At 64.2% G+C, this 21,959-nt stretch carries 18 protein-coding genes; 10 read left to right on the forward strand and 8 right to left on the reverse strand.

Annotated elements, in window-relative coordinates; genetic code table 11:
• Nucleotides 1–28 precede the first annotated feature (28 nt).
• On the forward strand, nucleotides 29–424 hold the full coding sequence (locus tag M2331_RS09680; protein WP_264592353.1) for a YdcH family protein: 396 nt from the start codon (nucleotides 29–31) through the stop codon (nucleotides 422–424).
• Between the two features lie 18 nt (nucleotides 425–442).
• Here M2331_RS09680 and xrtV read toward each other — a convergent pair whose 3' ends face one another.
• The 3 genes from xrtV to M2331_RS09695 form a co-directional block, all read right to left on the reverse strand.
• Nucleotides 443–1,375, reverse strand: a complete 933-nt coding sequence (gene xrtV, locus M2331_RS09685) for an exosortase V (protein WP_181560091.1) — start codon at nucleotides 1,373–1,375, stop codon at nucleotides 443–445.
• An 87-nt stretch (nucleotides 1,376–1,462) separates the two neighbouring features.
• Nucleotides 1,463–2,302: a CmcJ/NvfI family oxidoreductase gene (locus M2331_RS09690; protein ID WP_181560092.1), complete on the reverse strand. Its 840-nt coding sequence runs from the start codon at nucleotides 2,300–2,302 to the stop codon at nucleotides 1,463–1,465.
• 149 nt (nucleotides 2,303–2,451) lie between these two features.
• Nucleotides 2,452–3,459 carry an acyl-CoA thioesterase gene (locus M2331_RS09695; protein WP_264592354.1) on the reverse strand — a complete coding sequence of 336 codons (1,008 nt, stop codon included), beginning with the start codon at nucleotides 3,457–3,459 and terminating at the stop codon, nucleotides 2,452–2,454.
• On the opposite strand from M2331_RS09695, the gene M2331_RS09700 reads away from it, so the two are divergent.
• The 3 genes from M2331_RS09700 to M2331_RS09710 are packed head-to-tail and all read left to right on the forward strand — an operon-like array spanning nucleotide 3,458 to nucleotide 5,735.
• Nucleotides 3,458–3,814, forward strand: a complete 357-nt coding sequence (locus M2331_RS09700; RefSeq protein ID WP_181560093.1) for a DUF952 domain-containing protein — start codon at nucleotides 3,458–3,460, stop codon at nucleotides 3,812–3,814. The genes M2331_RS09695 and M2331_RS09700 overlap by 2 nt on opposite strands.
• Nucleotides 3,811–5,169, forward strand: coding sequence for a methylenetetrahydrofolate--tRNA-(uracil(54)-C(5))-methyltransferase (FADH(2)-oxidizing) TrmFO (gene trmFO / locus M2331_RS09705; RefSeq protein ID WP_181560094.1), 1,359 nt, complete (start codon nucleotides 3,811–3,813; stop codon nucleotides 5,167–5,169). Before M2331_RS09700 ends, trmFO begins: the two co-directional genes overlap by 4 nt.
• Entirely contained in the window at nucleotides 5,166–5,735 is a 570-nt protein-coding gene (locus M2331_RS09710) for a MarR family winged helix-turn-helix transcriptional regulator (RefSeq protein WP_181560095.1), read from the forward strand. Before trmFO ends, M2331_RS09710 begins: the two co-directional genes overlap by 4 nt.
• Nucleotides 5,736–5,756: 21 nt before the next feature.
• Here M2331_RS09710 and M2331_RS09715 read toward each other — a convergent pair whose 3' ends face one another.
• Nucleotides 5,757–7,343: an FAD-binding protein gene (locus M2331_RS09715; RefSeq protein ID WP_181560096.1), complete on the reverse strand. Its 1,587-nt coding sequence runs from the start codon at nucleotides 7,341–7,343 to the stop codon at nucleotides 5,757–5,759.
• Between the two features lie 166 nt (nucleotides 7,344–7,509).
• Here M2331_RS09715 and M2331_RS09720 point away from each other — a divergent pair, with 166 nt between their 5' ends.
• The 6 genes from M2331_RS09720 (at nucleotide 7,510) to M2331_RS09745 (ending at nucleotide 14,049) form a co-directional block, all read left to right on the forward strand.
• Nucleotides 7,510–7,803: a 2Fe-2S iron-sulfur cluster-binding protein gene (locus tag M2331_RS09720; RefSeq protein WP_220128542.1), complete on the forward strand. Its 294-nt coding sequence runs from the start codon at nucleotides 7,510–7,512 to the stop codon at nucleotides 7,801–7,803.
• Nucleotides 7,804–7,960: 157 nt separating this feature from the next.
• On the forward strand, nucleotides 7,961–9,064 hold the full coding sequence (locus M2331_RS09725) for an aromatic ring-hydroxylating dioxygenase subunit alpha (protein ID WP_181560098.1): 1,104 nt from the start codon (nucleotides 7,961–7,963) through the stop codon (nucleotides 9,062–9,064).
• A gap of 209 nt (nucleotides 9,065–9,273) precedes the next feature.
• Nucleotides 9,274–10,353: a TAXI family TRAP transporter solute-binding subunit gene (locus M2331_RS09730; RefSeq protein ID WP_181560099.1), complete on the forward strand. Its 1,080-nt coding sequence runs from the start codon at nucleotides 9,274–9,276 to the stop codon at nucleotides 10,351–10,353.
• A 102-nt stretch (nucleotides 10,354–10,455) separates the two neighbouring features.
• Nucleotides 10,456–11,085, forward strand: coding sequence for a hypothetical protein (locus tag M2331_RS09735; RefSeq protein WP_181560100.1), 630 nt, complete (start codon nucleotides 10,456–10,458; stop codon nucleotides 11,083–11,085).
• 75 nt (nucleotides 11,086–11,160) lie between these two features.
• The gene (locus tag M2331_RS09740; RefSeq protein WP_181560101.1) at nucleotides 11,161–12,549 is read left to right on the forward strand and encodes an MFS transporter; all 1,389 of its coding nucleotides are present in this window, start codon (nucleotides 11,161–11,163) and stop codon (nucleotides 12,547–12,549) included.
• A 12-nt stretch (nucleotides 12,550–12,561) separates the two neighbouring features.
• Nucleotides 12,562–14,049: a carboxylesterase/lipase family protein gene (locus M2331_RS09745; protein ID WP_181560102.1), complete on the forward strand. Its 1,488-nt coding sequence runs from the start codon at nucleotides 12,562–12,564 to the stop codon at nucleotides 14,047–14,049.
• Nucleotides 14,050–14,081: 32 nt separating this feature from the next.
• Here the strand turns inward: M2331_RS09745 and M2331_RS09750 are convergent, their stop codons facing one another.
• The 4 genes from M2331_RS09750 to M2331_RS09765 form a co-directional block, all read right to left on the reverse strand.
• Nucleotides 14,082–16,892 carry a M10 family metallopeptidase C-terminal domain-containing protein gene (locus tag M2331_RS09750; RefSeq protein WP_181560103.1) on the reverse strand — a complete coding sequence of 937 codons (2,811 nt, stop codon included), beginning with the start codon at nucleotides 16,890–16,892 and terminating at the stop codon, nucleotides 14,082–14,084.
• 322 nt (nucleotides 16,893–17,214) lie between these two features.
• Nucleotides 17,215–18,378 (reverse strand): hypothetical protein, encoded by a 1,164-nt coding sequence (locus M2331_RS09755; RefSeq protein WP_181560104.1) that lies wholly within the window; start codon nucleotides 18,376–18,378, stop codon nucleotides 17,215–17,217.
• A 6-nt stretch (nucleotides 18,379–18,384) separates the two neighbouring features.
• Nucleotides 18,385–18,933 (reverse strand): hypothetical protein, encoded by a 549-nt coding sequence (locus M2331_RS09760; protein ID WP_181560105.1) that lies wholly within the window; start codon nucleotides 18,931–18,933, stop codon nucleotides 18,385–18,387.
• 73 nt (nucleotides 18,934–19,006) lie between these two features.
• Complete coding sequence (locus M2331_RS09765) at nucleotides 19,007–21,877, reverse strand: TonB-dependent receptor domain-containing protein (RefSeq protein WP_181560106.1); 2,871 nt, start codon at nucleotides 21,875–21,877, stop codon at nucleotides 19,007–19,009.
• Nucleotides 21,878–21,959 lie beyond the last annotated feature (82 nt).

Here is a 21,959-nt window from a genome sequence, read left to right on the forward strand (position 1 = left end):
ATGGAAAGAGCCGGTGCGCCCTCTAGCCGTGTTGACGCGCAACGGCAAGGGGCGCGGGCAATCCCGCCGCCCATGCGCTGGCGGTGGGCGACGAATTGATCTTGCGCAAGGCGCGCTATCGTTCCGTCCGGCACGATCGGATCATTGCAAGCCGGACAAGACCCAGGAGAGCAACATGACCCTTGATACCCGCGAGACGCTCGACGACCTGTTCCCGCATGACCATGAGGTGCTTCACGCCCTGAAGCTGCACAACGCGCATTTCCGCACCCTTGCCGAGCGCCACCACCTGCTCACGCGCCAGATCTACCGGATCGAAACCGACATCGAGCCGGCCTGCGACGAGCATCTGGAGGACCTTAAAAAGGAGAGGCTGGCGATCCTGGACGACATGTCGAACCTGATCGCCCAACAGCGGAGCTGAGGCACGCCGCGCCCGGCCTTAGGGCTGGGCGGGCTCGGCCGCTGGCTTTAAGACAGGATCGCTCTTGCTGCCCTTCAGGCGCGGGAACAGCAGCCCGAAGAGATGATCGATCGCGAATATGGTGATCAGCGCGGTCATGAACATGGTCAGTCCCGCAAAATCATGCAGGAAGCCCTGCGCCGCTGCCTCGCCGCCATGATAGGTCAGCAGCACAAGCAGTACGATCCGCACGAAATTGGCGAACACGGCGACCGGCACGATCGCCACGATCATCAGCAGCGCGTAGCGCACATTGGCGTGGTGGCGCAGATACACATAAAATAGCGAGATGGCCGAGAGCGAGATGAGCGAGTTGAGGCCCGCGCAGGCCTCCGCGACAAGCAGCTGATACTGGCCCACCTGAATGGTGACACCCGACGAGGCGACCGGATAACCGACCAGATACAGGAAGCCGACGGCGGATTCGGACAGCATGATCTTGAGCGGATTGGTGACCATGGCCACCAGCGTCTCAGGCGGCGGCAGCACGAACAGCAGGTAGATGAGCGGGAACCAGAGCCGCTTGAGCGCCTCCCAGCCGATGGCGCTGAACAGCGCCGCAACGACCAGGCCATACATGAGAAAGCCCTCTGTCTCGACGATGTTGCTGACCCGCGAGACGAAATAAAGCGGGAGGAGAATCGCGAAGGCGATGGCAATCGGAAGCCCCGGCGCCGGACGCGCGACGGCCGCAGCATTCTGCCATTCCCGCCACAGCAGCCACAGGCCGGTGGCCAGCACGATGGGACCATGCGCGCCCTGCTCAGTCGACCAGCTTTCCCTTGCCACGAGCAGTAGCGTCGGAACGAGCACCGCGAGAATACCCGCCCCCAGAACAGGGTTGGCGATCAACCAGTTCAGCAGCTCGAAACGAGTTTTCTTTTCGGTAATCACAGGTGCATTCGTCGCCATTGGAACTCTCAGCTCTTTGACCTGCGCCTAACCCGAACAAGGTTAAGAGCTGATGATGATACGGTCAGCCATCGGGATAATTTTGGTTTACGGTAATTTACCTTTACCGCGATCCCCGCCCTCTCGCCAATAGGCAATGGCGCGCGCCTCGACGCTGATGCGCGGCGGTGCCTCGTCATCGCACAGCGGATCATCGAACGCGACGTGCGGCACGCAGCGGGCGACGCCTGCGCGGCTGTCATGCGTCTTGAAGATGATCGCCTCGTCCGTCGTCATATCGGGAAACCACAGCCAGCGATGCGCCGGATCGTGCGCGACGACATAGCCCTCGAAGCTCCAGTCGCCCGAGGGACTGTCGAAAATCGCATCGGCCAGCAGCAGTTCCTGGCCGGTGACCGACCGCGCATCGCAGATCGCCAGCGGCACATCCTGCGGGGCGGGCGAAAGAACGCGCCAGACATTGTAATGCGCGGCCCGAACAATGTCCCCCTCTGCGGGCTGACGCTGCGCCGAAAAACCGCGCGCCGTCGCGTCGCTGACATCGACATGGGCAAAGCGCGCGGGATGGCTGTTATCGCTGCTGCCGGCCTTGCCGGAGCGTTCCGAAAAGCGCAGGATCGGCGGACCGGTGACGATCACCACATCCGCCCCCGTCTCGCGCAGCAGCAGCGCTTCGATCTCCTTGGCATAAGCTGGGAAATTGGCCTTGTCGGCAAAGTCGGTGACCGCCGTGGGCGCCTCAACCAGCGCCACGCCGGCCGTGTCGAGACCGAGCACCTCATGCCGTCCATCGCTGGCGGCCATGCCGTGCTCCTCGATCACCACCGTGTCCCGGCTGTGATCGTTCGCATAATAGCGCGGCCGTTCGTCGGTGAGTGCGACATAGTTGATCGTCACAGAGGGCCGATCAGCCCGAATTCTGGTCATCCACTCCTCCGTTCCGCCCGGGGTGTGCCTTTGTCAGGTCCGGATCAATAGTGCTTTCGGCGATGAACTTTGCCGTCAGCGCGGCTCAAACGCAACGGATGTCCTGATGACATGGAATATTGGGAGCCGACGGTCCAAAGGGACGCGCGTCACTCGGCTTCGCGGAAGCGGATCAGCCCTTCCTGCGCCACGCTGGCCACCAGGCGACCGTCCCGCGCGTAAAAATGCCCGCGCGCGAAGCCCCGTCCATGCCCCGCCCAGGGACTGTCCGTGATGTAAAGCAGCCAGTCGCCGCACTCCACATCGTCGTGGAACCAGACGCTGTGATCGATGCTGGCACTGGCCACTCCGGGACTGCCGATGTGCAGGCCGTGCGGCCGGTAGGCCGTTGCCAGCAGCAGCATGTCGCTGATGAACCCCAGCATCGCCCGCTGCATGGGCTGCTCAAGGCCGAGCGGCCCCTCCCCTACGCGCATCCAGCACAGCTGCGGCGCGGCATCGTGTGTCTTGATGATGCCGGACTGGATATCGCCCACCGGACGGAAGCGCACCGGGCTGTTACGCCCGGCAATCCAGCGCAGCACCGGACCGGCCGGGAGTTCATGCTGCTCGATGAGATCGCCGAGATCCTTGAGATCATCAGGGTCCGGCACCGGCGGCATGTCGCTCTGGTGCGCCGGACCGCGTTCGGCCTTATGGAAGGACGCGATCATGTTGAAGATCGGCTTCTCCTGCTGCCAGGCCACGATCCGCCGGTTTGAGAAGGCGCGGCCATCCATGTCCGCGTCCACCTGATAGTCGATAGGATAGTCCTCACTGCCCGGGCGCATGAAATAGCAATGCAGCGAATGCACGGGCCGGTCCGCCGCCACCGTCTTGGCCGCGGCCGCCAGCGCCTGGCCGACCACCTGCCCGCCATAGACGCGCCCTGCCCCGCCGGGCTTGCGATGGCCGAGGAAATGCCCGGGCTCTCCCGCCGGCTCGACATCGAGCAGGCGGATAAGCCCTGCGGTGAGCACGGACATGGGCTTGGCGTCGCTCGGCATGAAGAACATATCCCGTTCTGTTTCAATCGATTCACCGGTTGGAATGCCCGGATTTCGCGCCTCAAGGCAAGCGCTGGACGGCGCCCCGCCCATGCCGTAGCGTCGTTTCATGACAGAACTCTTCGCCTTCAAGCTGTTGCGCCCCGAGGAATGGTCGGCATGGCGCGACTCAGGTGTTTTTACAGGCGCGCCGGTGGATCTGGCCGATGGCTACATCCACCTTTCCGCCCGCGAACAGGTACGGGAAACCGCAGCCAAATGGTTTGCCGATGTCGATCCGGCCATCCTCGTCATGGTCGATCTGCCGCCGCTGGGGGACACCGTGCGCTGGGAAGTCTCGCGCGGCGGCGCTCTGTTCCCGCACGTCTATGGCACCATCCCGATGAGCGCGGTTGCCGGTCACAGCAAGCTGCGGCTAGGGGCAGACGGGAAACACGCATTCCCGGCAGGATTTGAAGAACCATGACCCATCAGGTGCACATCATCGGCGGCGGCCTTGCCGGCAGCGAGGCGGCGTGGCAGCTCGCCCAGGCCGGCGTGCGCGTGCGCCTCTCCGAGATGCGCGGCGGCGGCGAACAGACGCCCGCTCACGAAACCGATGCGCTGGCCGAGATGGTCTGCTCCAACAGCTTCCGTTCCGACGATGCCAACAGCAATGCCGTCGGCCTGCTCCATCAGGAAATGCGCGCGCTCGGCTCGCTCATCATGGCGCAGGCGGACAAGTGCAAGCTGCCAGCGGGCTCCGCGCTGGCGGTGGACCGAGACATTTTCGCGCAGGGCGTGACCGCTGCCATCGAAGCGCATCCGCTGATCGAGCTGGTGCGCGAGCGCGTTGACGGCATTCCGGCGGAGGGCCCGACGATCATCGCCACCGGCCCGCTCACCGCCGCGCCGCTGGCCGAGGCAATCGCGCGGACGACCGGCAAGGACCAGCTCGCCTTCTTCGACGCGATCGCGCCCATCGTCCATGGCGACAGCATCGACATGTCCATTGCCTGGAAAGCGAGCCGTTGGGACAAGGGTTCGCCCGACGGCGACGGCAAGGATTATATCAACTGCCCGATGGACAAGGATCAGTACGACGCCTTCGTCCAGGGTTTGCTCGATGGTCCCAAGACCGAGTTCAAGCAGTGGGAGAAGGACACGCCCTATTTCGATGGCTGCATGCCTATCGAGGTGATGGCCGAGCGCGGCCGAGAGACGCTGCGCCACGGGCCGATGAAGCCAGTGGGTCTCGACAATCCCCGCACCGGCCGCTGGCCCTATGCCGTCGTGCAGTTGCGGCAGGACAATGCGCTAGGCACGCTGTGGAACATGGTCGGCTTCCAGACGAAACTTAAATATGAGGCGCAAGTCGCTCTGTTCCGGACGATTCCTGCGCTTGAGAATGCACAGTTCGCGCGGCTGGGCGGCCTGCATCGCAACACCTTCATCAAGAGCCCGGAGTTGTTGGACGATCGCCTGCGCCTGCGTGCCATGCCGCATGTGCGCTTTGCCGGGCAGATCACTGGCTGCGAAGGCTATGTGGAAAGCGCCGCCATCGGCCTGCTCGCCGGTCTGTTCTGCGCGGCGGACCTCGGCGGACGCGACATACCCCTCCCCCCACCGCAGACCGCGCTGGGCGCCCTGCTCGGCCACATCACCGGCGGCGCCGATGCGGAGAGCTACCAGCCGATGAACGTCAACTTCGGCCTCTTCCCGCCCATCGAGGACGAGAGCGTGCGCAAGAAGCAGCGCAAACAGGCCTATACCGACCGGGCGCGAGAAGCGCTGGCGGGTTGGAAGGCCGGCCTCCATGCCGATGCAATGCCGGTAATGTGACAAAAGACGGCGCGACTGCAGCCTTAGGCCTCGCGCACCTGCGTGCGGAGAGTGAGGCGCATCGGCTGGATGCGGCAGTGGATGCGCTTGTCGGGGAGTGGCAGGCTGTCATTCCGGCGCTGGATGCCGATGTGCGGGCGATTGCGGCGCGGGTCGCGCGGATCGATGATCGGCTCCGTGCGGAGACGGCAGCGGTGCTCAAGGCGTCGGGGCTATCCGATAATGAGTTTCGTCTGCTGGCGGGCCTGATGCGCATCGGCGCGCCCTATCGCGCGGCGCCGACCGACCTCGCCGGGCGCTATGTGCCGGTGACCTCGGGCGGGTTGACCGGGCTGGCGCGGCGGCTGGAACAGCGCGGCCTGATCCGCCGCGTCTCGCATGCCAGCGACCAGCGCTCGTTGCTCATCGAACTCACGCCCGACGGCATCGCGCTGGCCGGGCGGACCATGGCCGCCTTTACTGCGACGGAACAGCGCCTGATGGGCAGCCTTTCGCAGGCGGACCGGCAGCGTTGCAACGCGATCCTGCGCAAGCTGCTCCATTCGATCGAGGCCGCGCTGCCCTGAACGCGGGCGGCGCGGCGCCGGTCAGGCGTCGGCGAGTTCGACCACCGGGATGGTATCGACAGCCACCGCGCCATCGCCTGCGTTCGCGAGGCGGACGTGGCGCACCCAGGCGGGATCTTCCTGCGGGAAATCGGTGCGCCCATGGCCGCTGCGCGTCTCCTCGCGGGCGAGCTTGGCAGTCGCCACCAGTTCGGCGGTGAGCGCGAGATTGCGCAGTTCCTCGGCGGCGACCAGATCGGACTGATCGATATCGGTCGCGGCGATGCGCTGGATCTCCTGAAATTTGGCGATGGCATCGGTCAACTGGGTGCGGTTGGACACCACGCCGACCTGCGCCCACATGATCTCGCGCACCCTCTCGAACAGGGCGACAGGATCCTGCGCGCCCGTGCTGCGCGCCAGCCGCGCGACCTCGGCCTCCACCGCAGCGGGATCGAGCGCGGGCAAGTCAGTCGTCTTCGCGCGCTGCGCTGCGCTCTGCCCGGCAATGCGGCCAAAGGTCTGCGTCTCCAGGAACCCGCAGCCCTGCATCCGGTCGCCGCCATGAATGCCCCCGGACGCCTCGCCTGCGGCATACAGGCCCGGCACCGCCGTCGCAGCGGTCACATCGATGCGCGCGCCGCCCATCAGGCGCTGGAACATGAGGGTGATCTCCACGATCTGCCCGCCCTCATAATTGCCGACCGGTGCGCGCGAGCGGGCGACCTGCCCGTCCTCGACATGCCAGACCACCGGCCCGCGCCCCTCAAAATTCTCGGTATAGACGGCGCGCGCCATCATGTAGCGCGGGGCGCATTCCATATTCTCGGGATCATATTTCTCCATGATCCGTTCGCCGAGCGCATTCACATAGGCGGCGCCGTAGATCGGCCCGGCGGGTGGTGAATCGCGGAACTGCACGAACTCCATGTCAATCAGCGGCGCGCCGGCATGGAACGCCAGGCTGTAGGAATCGCCCGTGGTGCGGCTGCCATGCTCGACCACTTCGTCGCAAAGCTTGGTGTAGAGACGGTTCACTCCGCCCGAGGCGAGCACGACAGCCTTGGCGCGGATGATGAAATGCTCGCCATCTGGCCCGACCGCATATGCCCCCACGACCGCCCCATCACTGAGCAGAAGGCGGGTGATCATCGTCCCTTCCTGCAGCGTCACGCCGGCATCGATCAGGCCGGTGCGCATGGGCGCGATGACATTGGCGTGCTTGCCCTTGCCCAGGCCCTGCGCCTGCAAGGTCCGGCGCACGGAATGGCCGGCGCGGCGGGAGATGAACCAGCTTCCATCGGCATTGCGGATGAAGGGCACGCCGCGCTTTTCCATATCCTCGGCCAGAAAGCGCCCATGCTCTGCGCATTGGGCGACCAGATCGCGATCGCAAATGCCGCCGCTGGCCTTCGCCCAATCCTCGACGAACAGCGCGGAGCTATCCGCCTCATCCAGCAGCGGCACGCTGAAGCCGACCAGTGCGTGCGGGCTGGAGCCGCTATCGCCGACCGTGCCCTTGTCCACCAGCATCACGGCCACGCCCGCCGCCGCGGCCTCCAGCGCCGCGCGCGTCGCCGCGGAGCCGCCGCCGATCACCAGAACATCCGTCACCATTTCGCGGGCCACTGCGCATCTCCTAAACCGTTATCAGGGGCACCGAGCGCAGCAAATGGCGCGTCCGGCGAATGGCCTTGAGGGTATTTTCGCCCTCGTCGCCTGTCAATATATCTTAGCACTAAGATATTTCTGGCGTATGAAGGATGAATGGAAAGCATGATAGAGATTGCCGGTCGTGACTGAAAAACAGCCCCTCCCCGATGGCACCATCATCGTCGAATTGGCCCGCTCCGGTCTGGTGCTCACCGTGGCGCCGGACCAGTCGATCCTCGATGCGGTGCGCGAGGCTGGCGTGCCGACCAGCTCCAGCTGCGAACAGGGCACTTGCGGCGCCTGCGCAACGGAAGTGCTCGCCGGGACGCCCGAGCACTTCGACGCGGTGCTGACACCGCAGGAGAAGCGCGAGGGGAAGATGATGATGATCTGCTGCTCAGGCGCGCTCACCGAGCGGCTGGTGCTGGACCTTTGATGAGTGACCAGCCACGCGACTTGCCGGATGACAGCGAATAACTCGTATGGTATACATAATCGTCTACCAATGATTCAGGAGAGGTTTGCTGCGCCCGCCTCCTGGTCCTGTTGCGGAAGCCCCGGTTGCCGCGATCAAAATATTGATGGAGTGGTGAGTGCTCTCGATCCTGAAAAACACCTGGTACGCCGCAGCCTATTCCCATGAACTCGGCGAAGGCACGCTGGCCCGCACGCTGATCGACCAGAAGGCCGTGCTGTTCCGCGACAGCCATGGCGAGGCGGCGATGATCCTCAATCGCTGTCCGCACCGCTTTGCGCCGCTCTCCGCCGGCCGGATCATCGATGACACGCTGGAATGCCCCTATCACGGGCTGCGCTTCAACCGGGATGGCGAATGCGTGCTCAATCCGCACAGCAAGACCAAGGCCGGCCTGCCCGCCGCAAACATTCGCGCCTGGCCGCTGCTGGAGCGCTACGGCATCATCTGGTTCTGGCCCGGCGACCCTGCAAAGGCCGACCCGGCATTGCTGCCGGTCATCGATTTCCTTGAGCAGCCCGATGACTATGCCGTGGTGCGCGGCCTGTTGCACGTGAAGGGTCATTATGAGCTGGTGGTGGATAACCTGCTGGACCTCAGTCACGCCGCCTTCATCCACCCGCAGTTCAGCGGGGGCAATTACACGCCAGAGCAATTGCTCGCCGCCACCACGCAGCGGCTGGAGCGCGGCGATCGCTGGATCACCAATCATCGCATCCGCAGCGGCCTCGGCCCCTCCTCGGCGCATGTCGGCCTGTTCGGCATGGACCCCAAGGTTGTGGTGGAAACCGACACCACCATGACCTGGCATCCGCCGGCGATGCTGGACTTCAAGCTGGGCAGCTGGGAGGTCGGTCAGCCGCGCGAGAGCGGCGCGCATATCCCGCAGCTCCACATCATTACGCCGGAGACCGAGTTCACCTCGCATTATTTCTTCGTCAACGGCCGCAATCGCCGCCGCGATGAGCCGGAGGTCGATCAGGCCCTGCTCGACTTTTTCGATATGGCCTTCCGCCAGCAGGATGAGCCGATGATTGAAATGGTGCAGGATAATATGGGTGCCGTCAGCGACATCAACGAGTTGAACCCGATCCTGCTTGCGACGGATACGGCGCCGGTTTCCGCGCGCCGCATGTTGGCCGATCTCATCGCCCGCGAACGCGCCGAGGAGGCCTCCGCCTCCCTGAATGCTCCGCGCGCACCCGCGGAGATGGCGCACTGAAGCTCTCGCGCGCCCACAGGTCAAATATTAGAAAGGCGCGCGACCACATGGCATTGACGACGCCAGATTAGTATACTATTTTTTATATTGTTTGCTGCCTAACCGAAGCTTCCCACAGAAGAAAGCGGGGTTGGACCAGCCGCTGCCTGTCCTGCGAGTCTCGCGACACACTGGATCGGGCGCCTGAGGGGAGACGGTCTTCAATGCGCATGCTGCTATCTGCAATCGCCCTGGCCCTGGCCGGCCTCACGCTGGGCATGCCGGCGCGCGCGGCAGAGCCGGAAAAGATCGTCGACTCAAGCTGGACCGATGTCGGCAAGACCGGTTACGCCACCAAGCGTCTCGTCCTCGCCTCCGCCTGCCCGGAAGCCTGCCCCTGGGGCGAACTGGGCGAATTCGTGCGCGATGCGATGGCGCCGGAAGGCTATGAGATCATCCTCTGCCGCAATTGCAACCGCACCGAAGGGCCGCGTCTGGTGGGCAAGGCCGCCCTGCCCCCGCCCCTGAAGGAAGGCGATGTACGCCACGGCACGACCCAGCGGATCAACGCCCCCATCGACTTCGGCATCACCGAGGCATCGATGATGACCTGGGCCTATCGTGGCCAATATATCTATGCCAAGGACGGTCCCTATCCCGCGCTGCGCCTCATCGCACGGATCGAGGACCCGACCTATCTGCTGGTCGCGGTCAAGCCGGAACTCGGGATCAAGAGCCTCGCTGAAATCCGCGCCCGCAAGCTGCCGGTGCGCATTCTCACCGATGGCCAGCCGAGCGAGGCGCCCGTGCTCGCTTATTACGGCCTCGATAAGGCCAGCGTGGAGAGCTGGGGTGGCTCGATCCAGAGCCCGCACGACGTGACCGCGGAGACCCCATTCGACGTCGTCATCTCCAGCCTCGCCAGCCCGGCGAACAACCCTGAGTCTTCGTTCTGGACGACGCTGACCGTCGCGCACAAACTCCACTTCCTCGATCTGCCGGACGATCTGCTCGACAAGATGGTCAAGGAGGCTGACATGGTCCGCACCACCGCCCGCTGGGGCGTGCTGCGCGGGGTGGATCGCGCGATCAAGACGGTCGGCCGGTCCGGCGAAGTCGTGTTCGGTCGCGCCGATATGCCGGATGACATTGCCTATGCCGCCGCGCGCGGCATCGACCGGGCACGCGGCGAGCTCAAATGGTTCGTGCGGCCCTATTCCATCGATCCACGCACGGTCGGCGACGGCAAGGGCGTTCCGCTGCATCCCGGCGCCGCGCGCTATTATCGGGAGATGGGCTACATCGACTGATCGGGCGGCTCGCAAGCGCCGGACATGACATAACACGCGTATGACACCACCAGCGACACAGGGCGAACGACCCCAAGGCGCTCGCCAGCAGAAAGAAGCACCATGCCCTCGTCACCTAAGCCGCTGACCACTGGCTTCATCGTTCCGGCCGCGCTGAGCGGCGCCATCGGCCTCTATCTGGCGTTCGGCAAGTTCGACACGTTCATGTTCTTCGGCTTCCCGATCCTTGCCGGTATCGTGGGCGCGCTGATCCTGCGCCGGCTGGACCCGAAGCGTACGACGGCGGACCATGTAACGGATGCGATGCGCATCTATTTCGGCCTGCATCTCATCTGGTCCTCCTCGCGCTACTGGCTGACGGACATGCAGCCGGTCGTGCCCCACCCCATCGGCGGACCGTTCATCCAGTCGCTGCTCGATATGGGCCTCTTCCCGGGCATCAAGGCCATGGAGGGCCTCGTCGGCATCGTGCTGCTGACCAACCGGTTCGTGCCGCTGATGCTGGTGCTGCAGGTGCCGACCAGCTTCACGATCTTCTACCTCAACGCCATCGTCGTGGGACTGCCGCGCCAGCTCATCACAGGACCGCTGGAGATCGGCGTGAACTGCGCCCTGCTGCTGGCTTATTTCCGCTATTACCAGCCGTTCCTCACCGCGCGCGCCTATGCCGCGCCGCCGCGCTTCATGGGCGAGAGCGCCCTCGACACGCAGGAGCCGCCCCGCCCCCTTTGAACCATCCGCCGTGAGCGCGCGACAGCAGAATCGCCCCCGGCCACAGACCAACGCCTGACACGGAGAGAGAGCAGCATGGCATCCTTCACCCCAGCAGCCGGCACGGCACTGCCAGCCGAGCCCAGCGGCGCGGCGTCAGCTGTGGTTTCGCACGATCTGGGCACGGCCATCGACAATGCAGCCTGGAGCCCGTTCCAGAAGCTGCTGCTCGGCTGTTTCGCGCTGGTCTTCGCGGTCGACGGGCTGGCCAACCAGTCTCTCGGCATCGTGCTACCGGCGCTGATTGCGGATTGGGGCATTCCCCGTGGGGCGTTCGCGCCGGTGACGGCTGCCAATCTGGCCGGCGTCGCATTGGGCTCGATCATCGGCGGGATCATGGGCGACCGGATCGGCCGCCGCTGGGCCTTGATCGTTGCCATCCTCCTGTTCGGCCTGATGACGGTGGCCGGTGGCTTCACGCATGACGCCACGCAATTGCTGCTCGTGCGCTTCCTCGATGGCCTCGGCATCGGCGCGGCGATCCCCAATGGCGCCGCGCTCATCTCTGAATTCACGCCGGAAAAGCGCCGGGGCCGTGCCATCGCCATTGGCATGGTGTTCATTCCCATTGGCGGCATCATCGCCGGCGGGCTCGGCGCCTCGGTGCTGGAGATGTTCGGATGGCGGACCCTGTTCTTCGTCGCAGGCGCCATGCCAATCCTGCTGGCCCTCGCCTTCATCGTCTTCCTGCCGGAATCGCCAAGCTTCCTGCTGCGCGCCGGCAGGCATGAGGATCTGGCACGATTGCTCAAGCGTTGCCGCATCTCGCATGACCCGGCCCATCGCTTCGATGCACCGCCGCCAGCCAGCACGGTCATCGCGCCGCTGCGCCTGCTGCTCTCGCCGGCGCTGCGCCACCAGACCCTGCTGCTCTGGGGCGGTTTTTTCACCTGTCTGATGGCCTCCTACACCATCTTCAGCTGGGTCCCGACGATGCTGAGCACATTGGGCTTCGATCTCACCATGACCAGCCTCGGCATCACCACCTTCCATATGGGCGGCGTGGTCGGCGCACTGTTCAGCGGCATCCTGCTCGATCGCACCGGGTTCAGCCGCGCACATATGGGCCTGGCCGGCGCCGCTGCCCTGCTCGCGGGCGTTCTCGCCGTGTTGCTCGGCAGTGATGTCGTCTCGGCGCTCATCATCCTGCCGGTGATGGTCGCGCTCGGCTTCTGCATGGCAGGGCTGCACAACACACTCTACACGCTGGCTGCCACGGCCTACCCAACAGCCGCGCGGGCGACCGGCGTAGGCGTCGCCTCCGCCACCGGGCGGCTGGGCGCGGTGCTCAGCTCGTTCACCGGCGTCATTTCGCTCGATCTGGGCGGCTCCTTTGCCTTCTTCGCCGTCGTCGCCGTGCTGCTCGCCCTGTGCGGCCTGGCCGGATTTGCCGCCCGCGCCCGCCCCTCGGCCAGTGCGGCCTGAATGGAGATTCGCATGAAGACAATCCCTCTGCTGCGCCGTTGCGCGCTTGCCGCACTCCTCCTCGCCGGAACTGCCGCCCCGCTGGCCGCCGACACCGGCGCCGCGCCGCAGGTGACGATTCGTCAGGGCGCGCTGAAAGGCGCGGAGGCGGACGGCGTGCGCAAATTCCTCAACATCCCGTTCGGCGCGTCGACCGCGGGCGAGCGACGCTGGAAAGCACCGGTCGCGGCCTCCGGTTGGAGCGGCCTGCGCGATGCAACGCAGTTCGGCCCGATCTGCCCGCAATGGCGCCCGCCGGTCGACCAGCGGCCGATGAGCGAGGACTGTCTTTCCGTAAATGTCTGGACGCCAGCCGAACACAAAGGCCCGCTCCCGGTGATGGTGTGGATCTATGGCGGCGGCTTTCTGGGCGGCTCCAACCGCGAGCCGGCTTATGACGGCACTGCGCTCGCGAAAATGGGTGTGGTGCTGGTTACTCTCAATTACCGCGTCGGCCCGCTCGGCTTCATGGCACATCCTGGCCTTACCGCCGAAGCACCTTACAAGGCCTCGGGCAATTACGGCATTCTCGACCAGATCGAGGGGCTGAAATGGGTGCGCGATAACATCGCGGCCTTCGGCGGCGATCCGGGCAACGTCACCGTGTTTGGCGAATCCGCCGGCAGCACCGCGATCAGCATCCTGCAGGCTTCGCCGCTGGCCAAGGGATTGTTCCACCGCGCGATCGGCGAGAGCACGTCCCAGTTCGATCCCGATGGTGGCCTCGTCGGCCGCAAGGACATGCGCGAGGCGGAGGCTTATGGTGCCGACTTCGGCCGCAAGCTCGGCGGCGAAACAGTCGCGCAGCTCCGCGCGCTGCCGATGGACGCCTTCACCAAGGAACTGGCTTTCTTCTGGCCCACCGAGCGCGACGGCTATGTGCTGCCGGACATCGTCTACAACATCTTTGCTGCGGGCAAGCAGAACGACGTGCCCACGCTGGTCGGCTCCAACTCCATGGAGGGATCAAACATCCGCAAGGATTGGGTGCAGCGGTCGGACGCGAATGGCGCGGCTTACGACCGGATTTACGGGGCATCCAAAGACCAATTGGGCCAATCTTCGACCGATGCCGTCCAATGGCAGATGCGCAGCTGGGCCAAGCTTCAAGCCAAGACCGGTAAGTCCGGCGCGTGGCTCTACTGGTTCGATCAGCCTTGGCCCGGCAAGCCGGAAATGGGCGCCTTCCATTCAGCGGAGATCGTCTATGTCTTCCGCAACCTGCAGGTCGAGGATCAACCGTGGACGCCTGAGGATCACAAGCTCTCCGACCTCGTCTCGCATTATTGGGTGAACTTCGCCCGCACCGGCAATCCCAACGGCCCCGGCCTGCCGGAATGGCCGCGCTATGACGACACGGCACCCAAATTGATGCGTCTCTCCCCGCAGCCGGCCGTCATCGGCACCCCGCGCGCAGAAGCGCAGGCCTTCCTCGACAGCTATTTCGATGCGCGACGCTAGCGATCCGCGTCCGGCGGCGGCGCCGGATCGGGTCAGAGGACCGCAAAAGATGTGGCTGTGATCGACTGCGGCTTGCTGAGCAGGATCGCGAAATCGATCAGCTCGTTTGCTTCGTCACGGTAACTGAGCGTTCCGCTGCCGGTATCGTAAATGACGAACAGGTCGGGATCCGCAGACTGGGTTGAATAACCGAAGTGACCGCTCAGATCGCTGAGGTTGCTGAGCCGGTCGAAAATACTCTTGTCGAGCGCGATGACGTCACCTGCGCTGACAGAAAAGTCGCTTATGCTGTCGACATTGCTCGCTCCCAGCGCGGTATTGAATATGAACTGATCGGCTGCGCCGCCCCCGGTCAACAGGTTGGAGACATGGTTGCCGATGATCGTGTCGCGGCCTCCCCCGCCGACCGCATTTTCGATCACGGCCCCCGCAGCGATCGTATATCCTCCGGTTATCGCAAGATTCCGCAATACATAGAGCGTGGGGTCGATGCCGGCCGTGAGCGGATAGGCATTGAGGTTGATGACGCAGTTGAGCGAACTGCCCGCATTGCTGATCGTGTCCACGCCCCCCGCATCCCAGATGCATGCCCAGCCCGTACCCGACTTGCTCGCGGTGGGCAGCGTGTAGACGTCGTTACCGGTTCGGTATGAGAGATTGGCGCCATAGATCGCCTGTATCGCAGCAACATCGAAGACCATCGGCGTCTTCGACAAGCCCCATGCGTAACTGTTTGGCGGCGCCTTCACATCCCAGCCGAAATTGTAGGACATGATAGTCCAGATGCCCTGATTCAGGTCCAGCGTCCCGAGCGCATAGGCATCATTGGCCGCTACGCCCGGAAATTGGGTCTGCGTCACGCCGTTGATGGTATCCGTGAAGGGGTGGCCTAGGCCGAGGGCATGGCCAAGTTCATGCACCAGCGTGTCGAACGCGAGGCCCCCTTCGCTCAGATTCTGCCAATAGGAAATCTCATAGTTGAAGCGGCCGACCTGCGTGGCATTGTATCCGCCGAAGGGAATGGTGAAGTCGGCCAGAATTCCAGGCTCGGTCCAGGTCGAAGCGGGCGATTTTTCGAGAGCGATATTCGCGCCGCCCGCCGCTTCGCCATAGTCATCCGTCTCCTGAAAGTCCAAATTCGCGATATTCTCGTAGAGAGCCAATGCCGATCGCACGGCGCTTTTCTCACTTTCCGACCAGACCGATGCGCCCGAGCCGGCGGAGAAAGAATAAGTGATGATGCCACCGGACCAGCCGGCCTCGCCGATAATCAGAGCGTCGACATACTCACTGCCATAGCCGGAGGCCGCCACATCGTTGGTCGTGTAGGCTTGTGCATTGATCTGCAGCGGGACGGTGGTGCTTGCAGAATTACCCGCGTCATCGCTGACGGTGGCCGTAAATGCCTCCGCCCCGATGCCGAATGACACGATGTCCGCGTGCGTGAGATTCAGGGACCAGGCCCCCGCGACGTCCACCGTCACCACCCGCTGTTCAGAGGCCCCGAAGGTGACGACGACCTTGCTGCCGGCTGTGCCTGTTCCGTGCAGACTGGTCGCGCCCTGCTGAAGGACAGAAGCGCCAGCCACCGGGCTCGTCACGAGGTTGATGATCGCCCCCGTTGACGGGTTGATCGAACTCGCTATCGGATCGAGAAAGCCGGATATCACGGGCGCCACCGGCGGCGTGGAATCGATGGTCAGGACAGTCTCATTGTGCCCGGCTTCGGACAGGTTCCCTGCCGCATCGCGCTGCCGGACCTGAATCTGATCGGCCGCATAGGTTCCCGTAGCAAGGCTGAAGGTCTCCCCCTCGCCCTTGAGCCAGGTCTGTCCGCCGTCGATGCTGTATGTCCAGGATGCTCCCGCCTCCAGAAGCGTGACCAGAATATGGCCGTCATTGGTCAGGCCGTCGGTCTGGGATGTCCCGTTATCGTTGGCCAGCGATAGCCGGGGCGCCACGGGTGCGACCAGATCGACGAACACGCTCGGATCAAAGCCGGCGAGATCCGCTAGAGCGACGTTGGCATCCGCCTTCACCCCCTGGCCGGCCACCTGCGAGCGCACAGCCCCATCGGCGAACACCAACAGATCGTTGAGCGTGCCGCCGCTGGATGCCACGACGATCGTCTCGACGTGCCCGCTCACAGTGCGGGTGAGCGTCAGGCGCGCGCCGGTGAGGGTCTTGGTGTAGTCGGCCCATTGTCCCCGGAAGTAAACCACATCCACGCCGCCGCCGAGCGAGGCAGCGTCGATCGTGGTTCCCTCGGCGACGTACACCCTATCGACACCGGCACTGCCGAGGATCTGGAACGCGACGCCCGGCTTCGAAGCGGCGACCGTCTCGCCAGCAGGGTTGAAGCATCCGATCTTCACTATGGCGTCCAGAACGGCGCCGCGCGCGGCCGCGCCTTGAGGGGCCAGTGAGGTTTCGCCCGTCGGCACTGGAGCCGCCGTTCCGTCTGCAACATGCGTGTAAAGGGCGTTCACGCTCACGCTGCCATCTGAAAACACCAGCACATCGGGTGCGGTCGTCGCGTTGGCGCCTGCCACATGGACGGTCTCCACTTTACCGTCCACCGTGCGCGTCAGGATCAGCGTCGCGTTATTGCGACTCAGCGTGTAATCGGAGAGCTGACCTTCGACATAAATGCGGTCCGCTCCGCCTCCTGTATTCAGAACATAGCTCGCCCCGGGGCGGACAAAAACAGCATCGATCAATGAGGAGCCGAGAAACTGGATGTCCTGACCATCCAACGCCAATCCACCATATGTCACAATGAAATCGATAAACGCGAGGCCATCACCTCCGATCTTCATCATGATGTATTTAGAGGTCGTCATTGAATCCCAGGTTGGTTAAGATCGTTATATTTAATTAACAATCGTTAAATAAAATATTTAATTTATACTTCGACTTTAGCTCTCTCGGACGCACCGGATTCCGCAAAATTGTAGAGACAGTCATTTACATACATTGACTTTACATGTCAGGAAATAGACCATTATTTCCGTCGCACTTATAAATAAGCGCAATCCACCACCACGCTAAGGGTGAGTTGCGGCGCTTTCGGAAAGCGGCAGGAAGCTGATTAGCCGGGTGTCATCGTCAGATCGGCGAACCAAGCTGCCGCGATGGGCTCCAGCACCCGCGACCCAGCTTGTTCTACAGGTCGCGCTCCGCCAGCCAGCGGGCGATGAAATCGGCGATCAGATGATTGTTGGTCTCAGTCGGGAAGCCATGGGTGTTGCCCACGAAGCCATGCGCGTCGAGCGGGACGAGATCGACCGAGACGCCCGCCTTCTCCAGAAACTGCGCGGTGCAGTGGTCATAGCCGGCATGATAGGACGCCCCGCCGACCAGCACGATCACCGGCACCTGCGCCAGATTGACCAGCCGGGGCATTTTTCCCGCCACGGTCCAGCAGCCCACCTTGTGGCCATCCTCCGGCGGCAGTTGGGTGAGTGGCCCGAAGTCGCGCAGTTCCGTGACCGGCGGATCGAAGCGCAGACCGGCATAAGTGATGCCGAAGGGCCGCGCGACCGGATCGCCCGGCGCGCCCATGGGCGGGGCGTTGTAAAAAGGCGGGCCATTCGGTTCGGCGGCGACGATGGCTTTGACTAGGCCGGGCCGGGCATCGGCGATCTGCCAGCCTGTCGTCCCCGCCCGCGAATGGGTGACGAGAATGGCGGGGCCGATCCGGTCGAGCAGCGCGGCGCCCGCCTCCCGGTCCAGCCGGTCGACATAGAGGCTGACCGCCAGGGCATCGCCGGGCGCGCCGAAGGGCACCTCGATGGTCGATTGGCGCGCGCGACGCATGTAGGCGGTGGCCGGATCGTCAGGGGCGTTCGTGCCGGGCAGATGCGCTGGCTTGCTGGTCGGCGGAGGCGGTGCCGCCTGCCCCTCCCGCGCGGGAAGTCCGGCGGGAGGCATCAGCTTGCGCCCGTCGACCGCCTCATAATGCGGGGAGCGGCCGAGCGTCGGGCGATCCACCACATAGACGGCATAGCCCTTGCGCAGGAACAGCGTCGCCCAACCCTCGCGGCCATCCGGCGTACTCCAGAAGCTCGCCCCGCTGGAAGCGCCGCCATGAAAGAATATCAAGGGATAGGGATGCGTCTGCTGCGCCGGAATCTGATATTCGACATACATGGCGCCGGCGATCACCGGCCCGTCCGGCGTCTGTGCCTCATGCCCACCGACGAAGAAATTGCCCTGCCGCGCAATAACGAGCGGCTGCGTTGCAGCGGCGCTCTCCTGCCCGGACGCAGCAGAAAGCGGCAGGGTCGCCAGCAGACAGGCGAGCAGTGGCAGGCGGATGGACGTCATACCCGCTCAGCGCCGAAGATAGACAGTAAGGTAAGTGATGCCGATGGCCGCGGCTATGCCCATAAGCGCGGCGAGGCCGTGCCGCGCGGGCACCATGCGCGTGCCGTGCGCGGCGGTTGAACCGCCGGGCGGGCCTGCGCTCCACGCCAGCATCGGGCGGTAGCGGTGGAGATAGCCGAAAGACATGGCCGCGTTCAGCCCGATAATGATCGCCGCCACACCCATGCCGAACGGGCGGCCATGCGATGCCGTGACAAAGGCAATCATCAATGTGATCGGCCAGGCGGCCACAACCGCCAGCGCCGCGAACAGATCGAGCAGCAGGGCCAGGCCAATGGTGACTTCCAGCGCCTTGACCAGCGCCATCACCCCGGACTCTGCCAGTGCGGGCACGAGACCCGGCCCCGGCTGGATCGACCGGTCCAGATAGAATTCCAGCCAGTAGTTCAGCCCGTGGAACAGGAACCAGCCGCCATAGAGAAACTGGCAGGCATAGACGACGCTGCCGAAGGTCGTGCGCCCACCGGTGGGCGAAGCGACTGTGCTGGGTGCCATGGCGGATCGCCTCCGGTACAACTGACGGACCGGACGAAGCCCTTGGGCTTCGTCCGGGCGCCCCCCTCAGCCGTTAGAACTTCTTCGAGAGCTGGAACGAGATGTACCGGCCCATCGAGCTGGAATAGCTGGAGTCGAACCGGATCGGCGTGGCGCCACCCGCATTCACCACCAGCGGCGGATCGGCATCGAACACGTTGAGCACGTTCAGCGACGCCGCCAGACCATTGGTGATCATCGATCCGGTTTCGCCGAAATTGTAGCGCAGGCTGAGGTCCACCGTCGTGATCGGATCGATGTTCTGATACTGATCGGGCACGGCTGCCGGCAGGAAGTCGCGCGTGATCGTGCGCGAATTCACATAGTTGAGGAACACGGTGCCGGAGAAGCCGCCGATGTCCACGCCCGCTTCAACCTTGCCGGTGAAGCGCGCCGGATAGCCGAAGTGGTTCACCTCATCCTTGAGCGCAACGCCGGGAACCGGCGAGGTCTTGTAGTGGAGGACATAATTGGCCCGCGCGCCGAAGCGGAAATCGATGCCATTGCCATAGAGTGTATAGTCGAGCGAGACGTCGAAGCCGTCCGTCTCCACCACGCCGCTGTTATTGCGGCGCGCGTCGACAATGGCGATGACCGTCGTCGGGTCGACCAGGCCCAGCACCGGCAATTGCGGATCGGCCGTGATCTGGTTCCAGTACGCGACATACTGGGCCAGCGTCTGGTTGGTCTTGTTCGGGAAGTAGACCGGGTTGAACACGATGAAATCGTCATAGGCGCCCGAGTTCAGCACTGCGCCGATGGGGGCGTTGTAGGCAGCGGTATCCACCTTATCCTTGTAGACGATATTATAGTAGGTCAGGCTGAAGTTGAAGCCCTTGGCCAGCTCCGGCGTCAGGTCCATGCCCAGCGACCAGGTCGTGGCCGTCTCCGGCTTCAGGTCCGGATTGCCGCCAATCGGATAGACATATTGGAACGAGCCCGCAGCGGGCGACAGACCCACGGCCGAGCCGCTGCCGGTGCGCGGCAGGAAGCCGGCGGTGGCATATTTGTTGACGTCGACCAGCGAGGGCGCGCGGAACGACGTGCCATAGCTGCCGCGGAACTGGATGCCGGATGCCGGGGCGTACGTCACACCAAAGCGCGGATTGGTCGTCGAGCCAACGTCGCTATAGCGATCGTAGCGGACGGCGGCGTTGAACTCGAGCTTCTCAAGACCCGGCCGGGCATTATCCGGACCGAACAGCGGCACATAGGCTTCTGCGTAGACCGAACGCACGTCGCGCTCGTTAGAGGTCGGCACACCCGCAAAGGTATCGACATTCGCAGTGCGCGTGTTGGAGAGCTGACCGTTGCCGAACAGATAGTCGAAGCGGATCTCGCCACCGACCGAGACGCGCACGTCACCGCCCGGCAGGCGGAAGAGTGAGCCGCCGATATTGGCCGAGCCGCCATAGCTGCGATTAAACACTTCAAGTTCGGTCTGCGCGCGGAAGAGCGCGAGAGTCGCCTCGGAATTACAATCGAACTGCTGCCCGTCGCAGAACGGGTTGAAGAACGGCACGCTCGCCGGCTTGGTGGTGCCGGCGACGGTAGCGCCGAGCGCCCGGTTGAGGCCGTTGGTATTGAGCTGGTTGGTCGCCAGGCTGTAGCCTTTGTTCTCGCTGTAATAAGCGGTGACGTTGGCGTTCCAGCTGTTGCTCAGCTTCATTTCCAACCCGCCCGAAAGCGACCATATCTGCTCATAGCCTGTGATCGTTTGCGGCCCCAGGTCCTCAAGGAAGCTGTAGGGCACGCTCAGCGTCCCGTTGGCCGGGCAATTGAGCGTGGCACTATCGTCCACCTTGCCGGCCGCGCACGGGCTGAACGGGTTGGTGCTCGGCACCGAGAGCGTCGCTGTCGAGGCGATGCCGCGGTTGGTCAGTTCACGCCGCGAGAACAGGCCATCGGCCACGAACGTCACGTTATCATCGAAGTCCTGACGGAAGGTGCCCACCACCGTGTGGCGCTCCCCGGACGGAATAGCGTCGGCGCCGATCCATGCATTCTCGCGATTGGGCGTCGCCGTCAGCTTGCCCAGCGTCACGTTCGTGCCATTCTGCCCGGCGGGAATACCATAGAAGCTCGACCCGAACTGAACGTTGCCCGGATTGGTGAGCACCGGGTTCGGCGCGCCGCCATAAGGCGAGAGGTCGCTGTTATACAGGTTCGGCCGGTCCGCAGCTTCCAGCGCGGTGCGGTTCTGATACTCGTAGGCGAGGAAGAAGCCGCCGCTGGACCAGCGCCGCCCGAAGGCCACCGAGCCGATATACTCCTCGACGGAGTCGGCAAAACCGGCGCGGGCCTGCACCTCGAACACATTGTCGGGCCGGCGCATGATGAAGTTGACGACACCGCCGACCGCATCCGACCCGTAAATGGCCGAGCCGCCGTCCGCGACCACTTCGATGCGCTCCAGCGCGATGGCGGGGATGTTATCGGCATCGAAGAGCTGGCCATTGGCGCCCTGCGGGGCGACACGGTGGCCGTTCACCAGGCTGAGCGTCGAGGCCGTGCCCAGACCGCGCAGGTTGATCGACTTGGCGGCGAAGGAGTTGAGCGAGGTGTTCTGGATGATCGATCCGCCCTGCTGCTCGTTATTGCCGCCGAAGTTGACGATCTGGGGGAGCTTGCGCAGGGCATCGTTGGTGGTGCTGACGCCGAGCTTCTCGATCTCCTCGCGACCGACGGGGATGACCGGCGAACCGACCGGCGCGACGCCCTTGATGCGCGTGCCGGTCACGATAATCGCGGCATCCGCGGCATCCGTAGAGCTGCCCTGCTGGGGCGATGCATCCTGCTGCGCCATGGCGGGCGCTGCGCCGAGCGCCGCCAACACCAGAGCCGAAGCGGAGACCGCCAGTTTCAGACCCGTCCGTTCGCGGACAGAAAAATTCCGTGCCTTCATCTCATCTCCCTCCCCTTGCTCCCGATCATGGCCGGGATGCCTGAGCGACTGGCACCTCGCCAGACCGCCGAATTCATCGGTA

Source organism: Sphingobium sp. B10D7B, assembly GCF_025961955.1.
In the GTDB taxonomy this organism is placed as follows: Bacteria; Pseudomonadota; Alphaproteobacteria; order Sphingomonadales; family Sphingomonadaceae; genus Sphingobium.

Bases quoted from the DNA above. Each gene is read 5' to 3' on its own strand.
- xrtV (WP_181560091.1), bottom strand. From the start codon at position 1,375: ATGGCGACGAATGCACCTGTGATTACCGAAAAGAAAACTCGTTTCGAG.
- M2331_RS09690 (WP_181560092.1), bottom strand. From the start codon at position 2,302: ATGACCAGAATTCGGGCTGATCGGCCCTCTGTGACGATCAACTATGTC.
- M2331_RS09700 (WP_181560093.1), top strand. From the start codon at position 3,458: ATGACAGAACTCTTCGCCTTCAAGCTGTTGCGCCCCGAGGAATGGTCG.
- M2331_RS09695 (WP_264592354.1), bottom strand. From the start codon at position 3,459: ATGAAACGACGCTACGGCATGGGCGGGGCGCCGTCCAGCGCTTGCCTT.
- trmFO (WP_181560094.1), top strand. From the start codon at position 3,811: ATGACCCATCAGGTGCACATCATCGGCGGCGGCCTTGCCGGCAGCGAG.
- M2331_RS09730 (WP_181560099.1), top strand. From the start codon at position 9,274: ATGCTGCTATCTGCAATCGCCCTGGCCCTGGCCGGCCTCACGCTGGGC.
- M2331_RS09735 (WP_181560100.1), top strand. From the start codon at position 10,456: ATGCCCTCGTCACCTAAGCCGCTGACCACTGGCTTCATCGTTCCGGCC.
- M2331_RS09740 (WP_181560101.1), top strand. From the start codon at position 11,161: ATGGCATCCTTCACCCCAGCAGCCGGCACGGCACTGCCAGCCGAGCCC.
- M2331_RS09745 (WP_181560102.1), top strand. From the start codon at position 12,562: ATGAAGACAATCCCTCTGCTGCGCCGTTGCGCGCTTGCCGCACTCCTC.
- M2331_RS09750 (WP_181560103.1), bottom strand. From the start codon at position 16,892: ATGACGACCTCTAAATACATCATGATGAAGATCGGAGGTGATGGCCTC.
- M2331_RS09755 (WP_181560104.1), bottom strand. From the start codon at position 18,378: ATGACGTCCATCCGCCTGCCACTGCTCGCCTGTCTGCTGGCGACCCTG.
- M2331_RS09760 (WP_181560105.1), bottom strand. From the start codon at position 18,933: ATGGCACCCAGCACAGTCGCTTCGCCCACCGGTGGGCGCACGACCTTC.
- M2331_RS09765 (WP_181560106.1), bottom strand. From the start codon at position 21,877: ATGAAGGCACGGAATTTTTCTGTCCGCGAACGGACGGGTCTGAAACTG.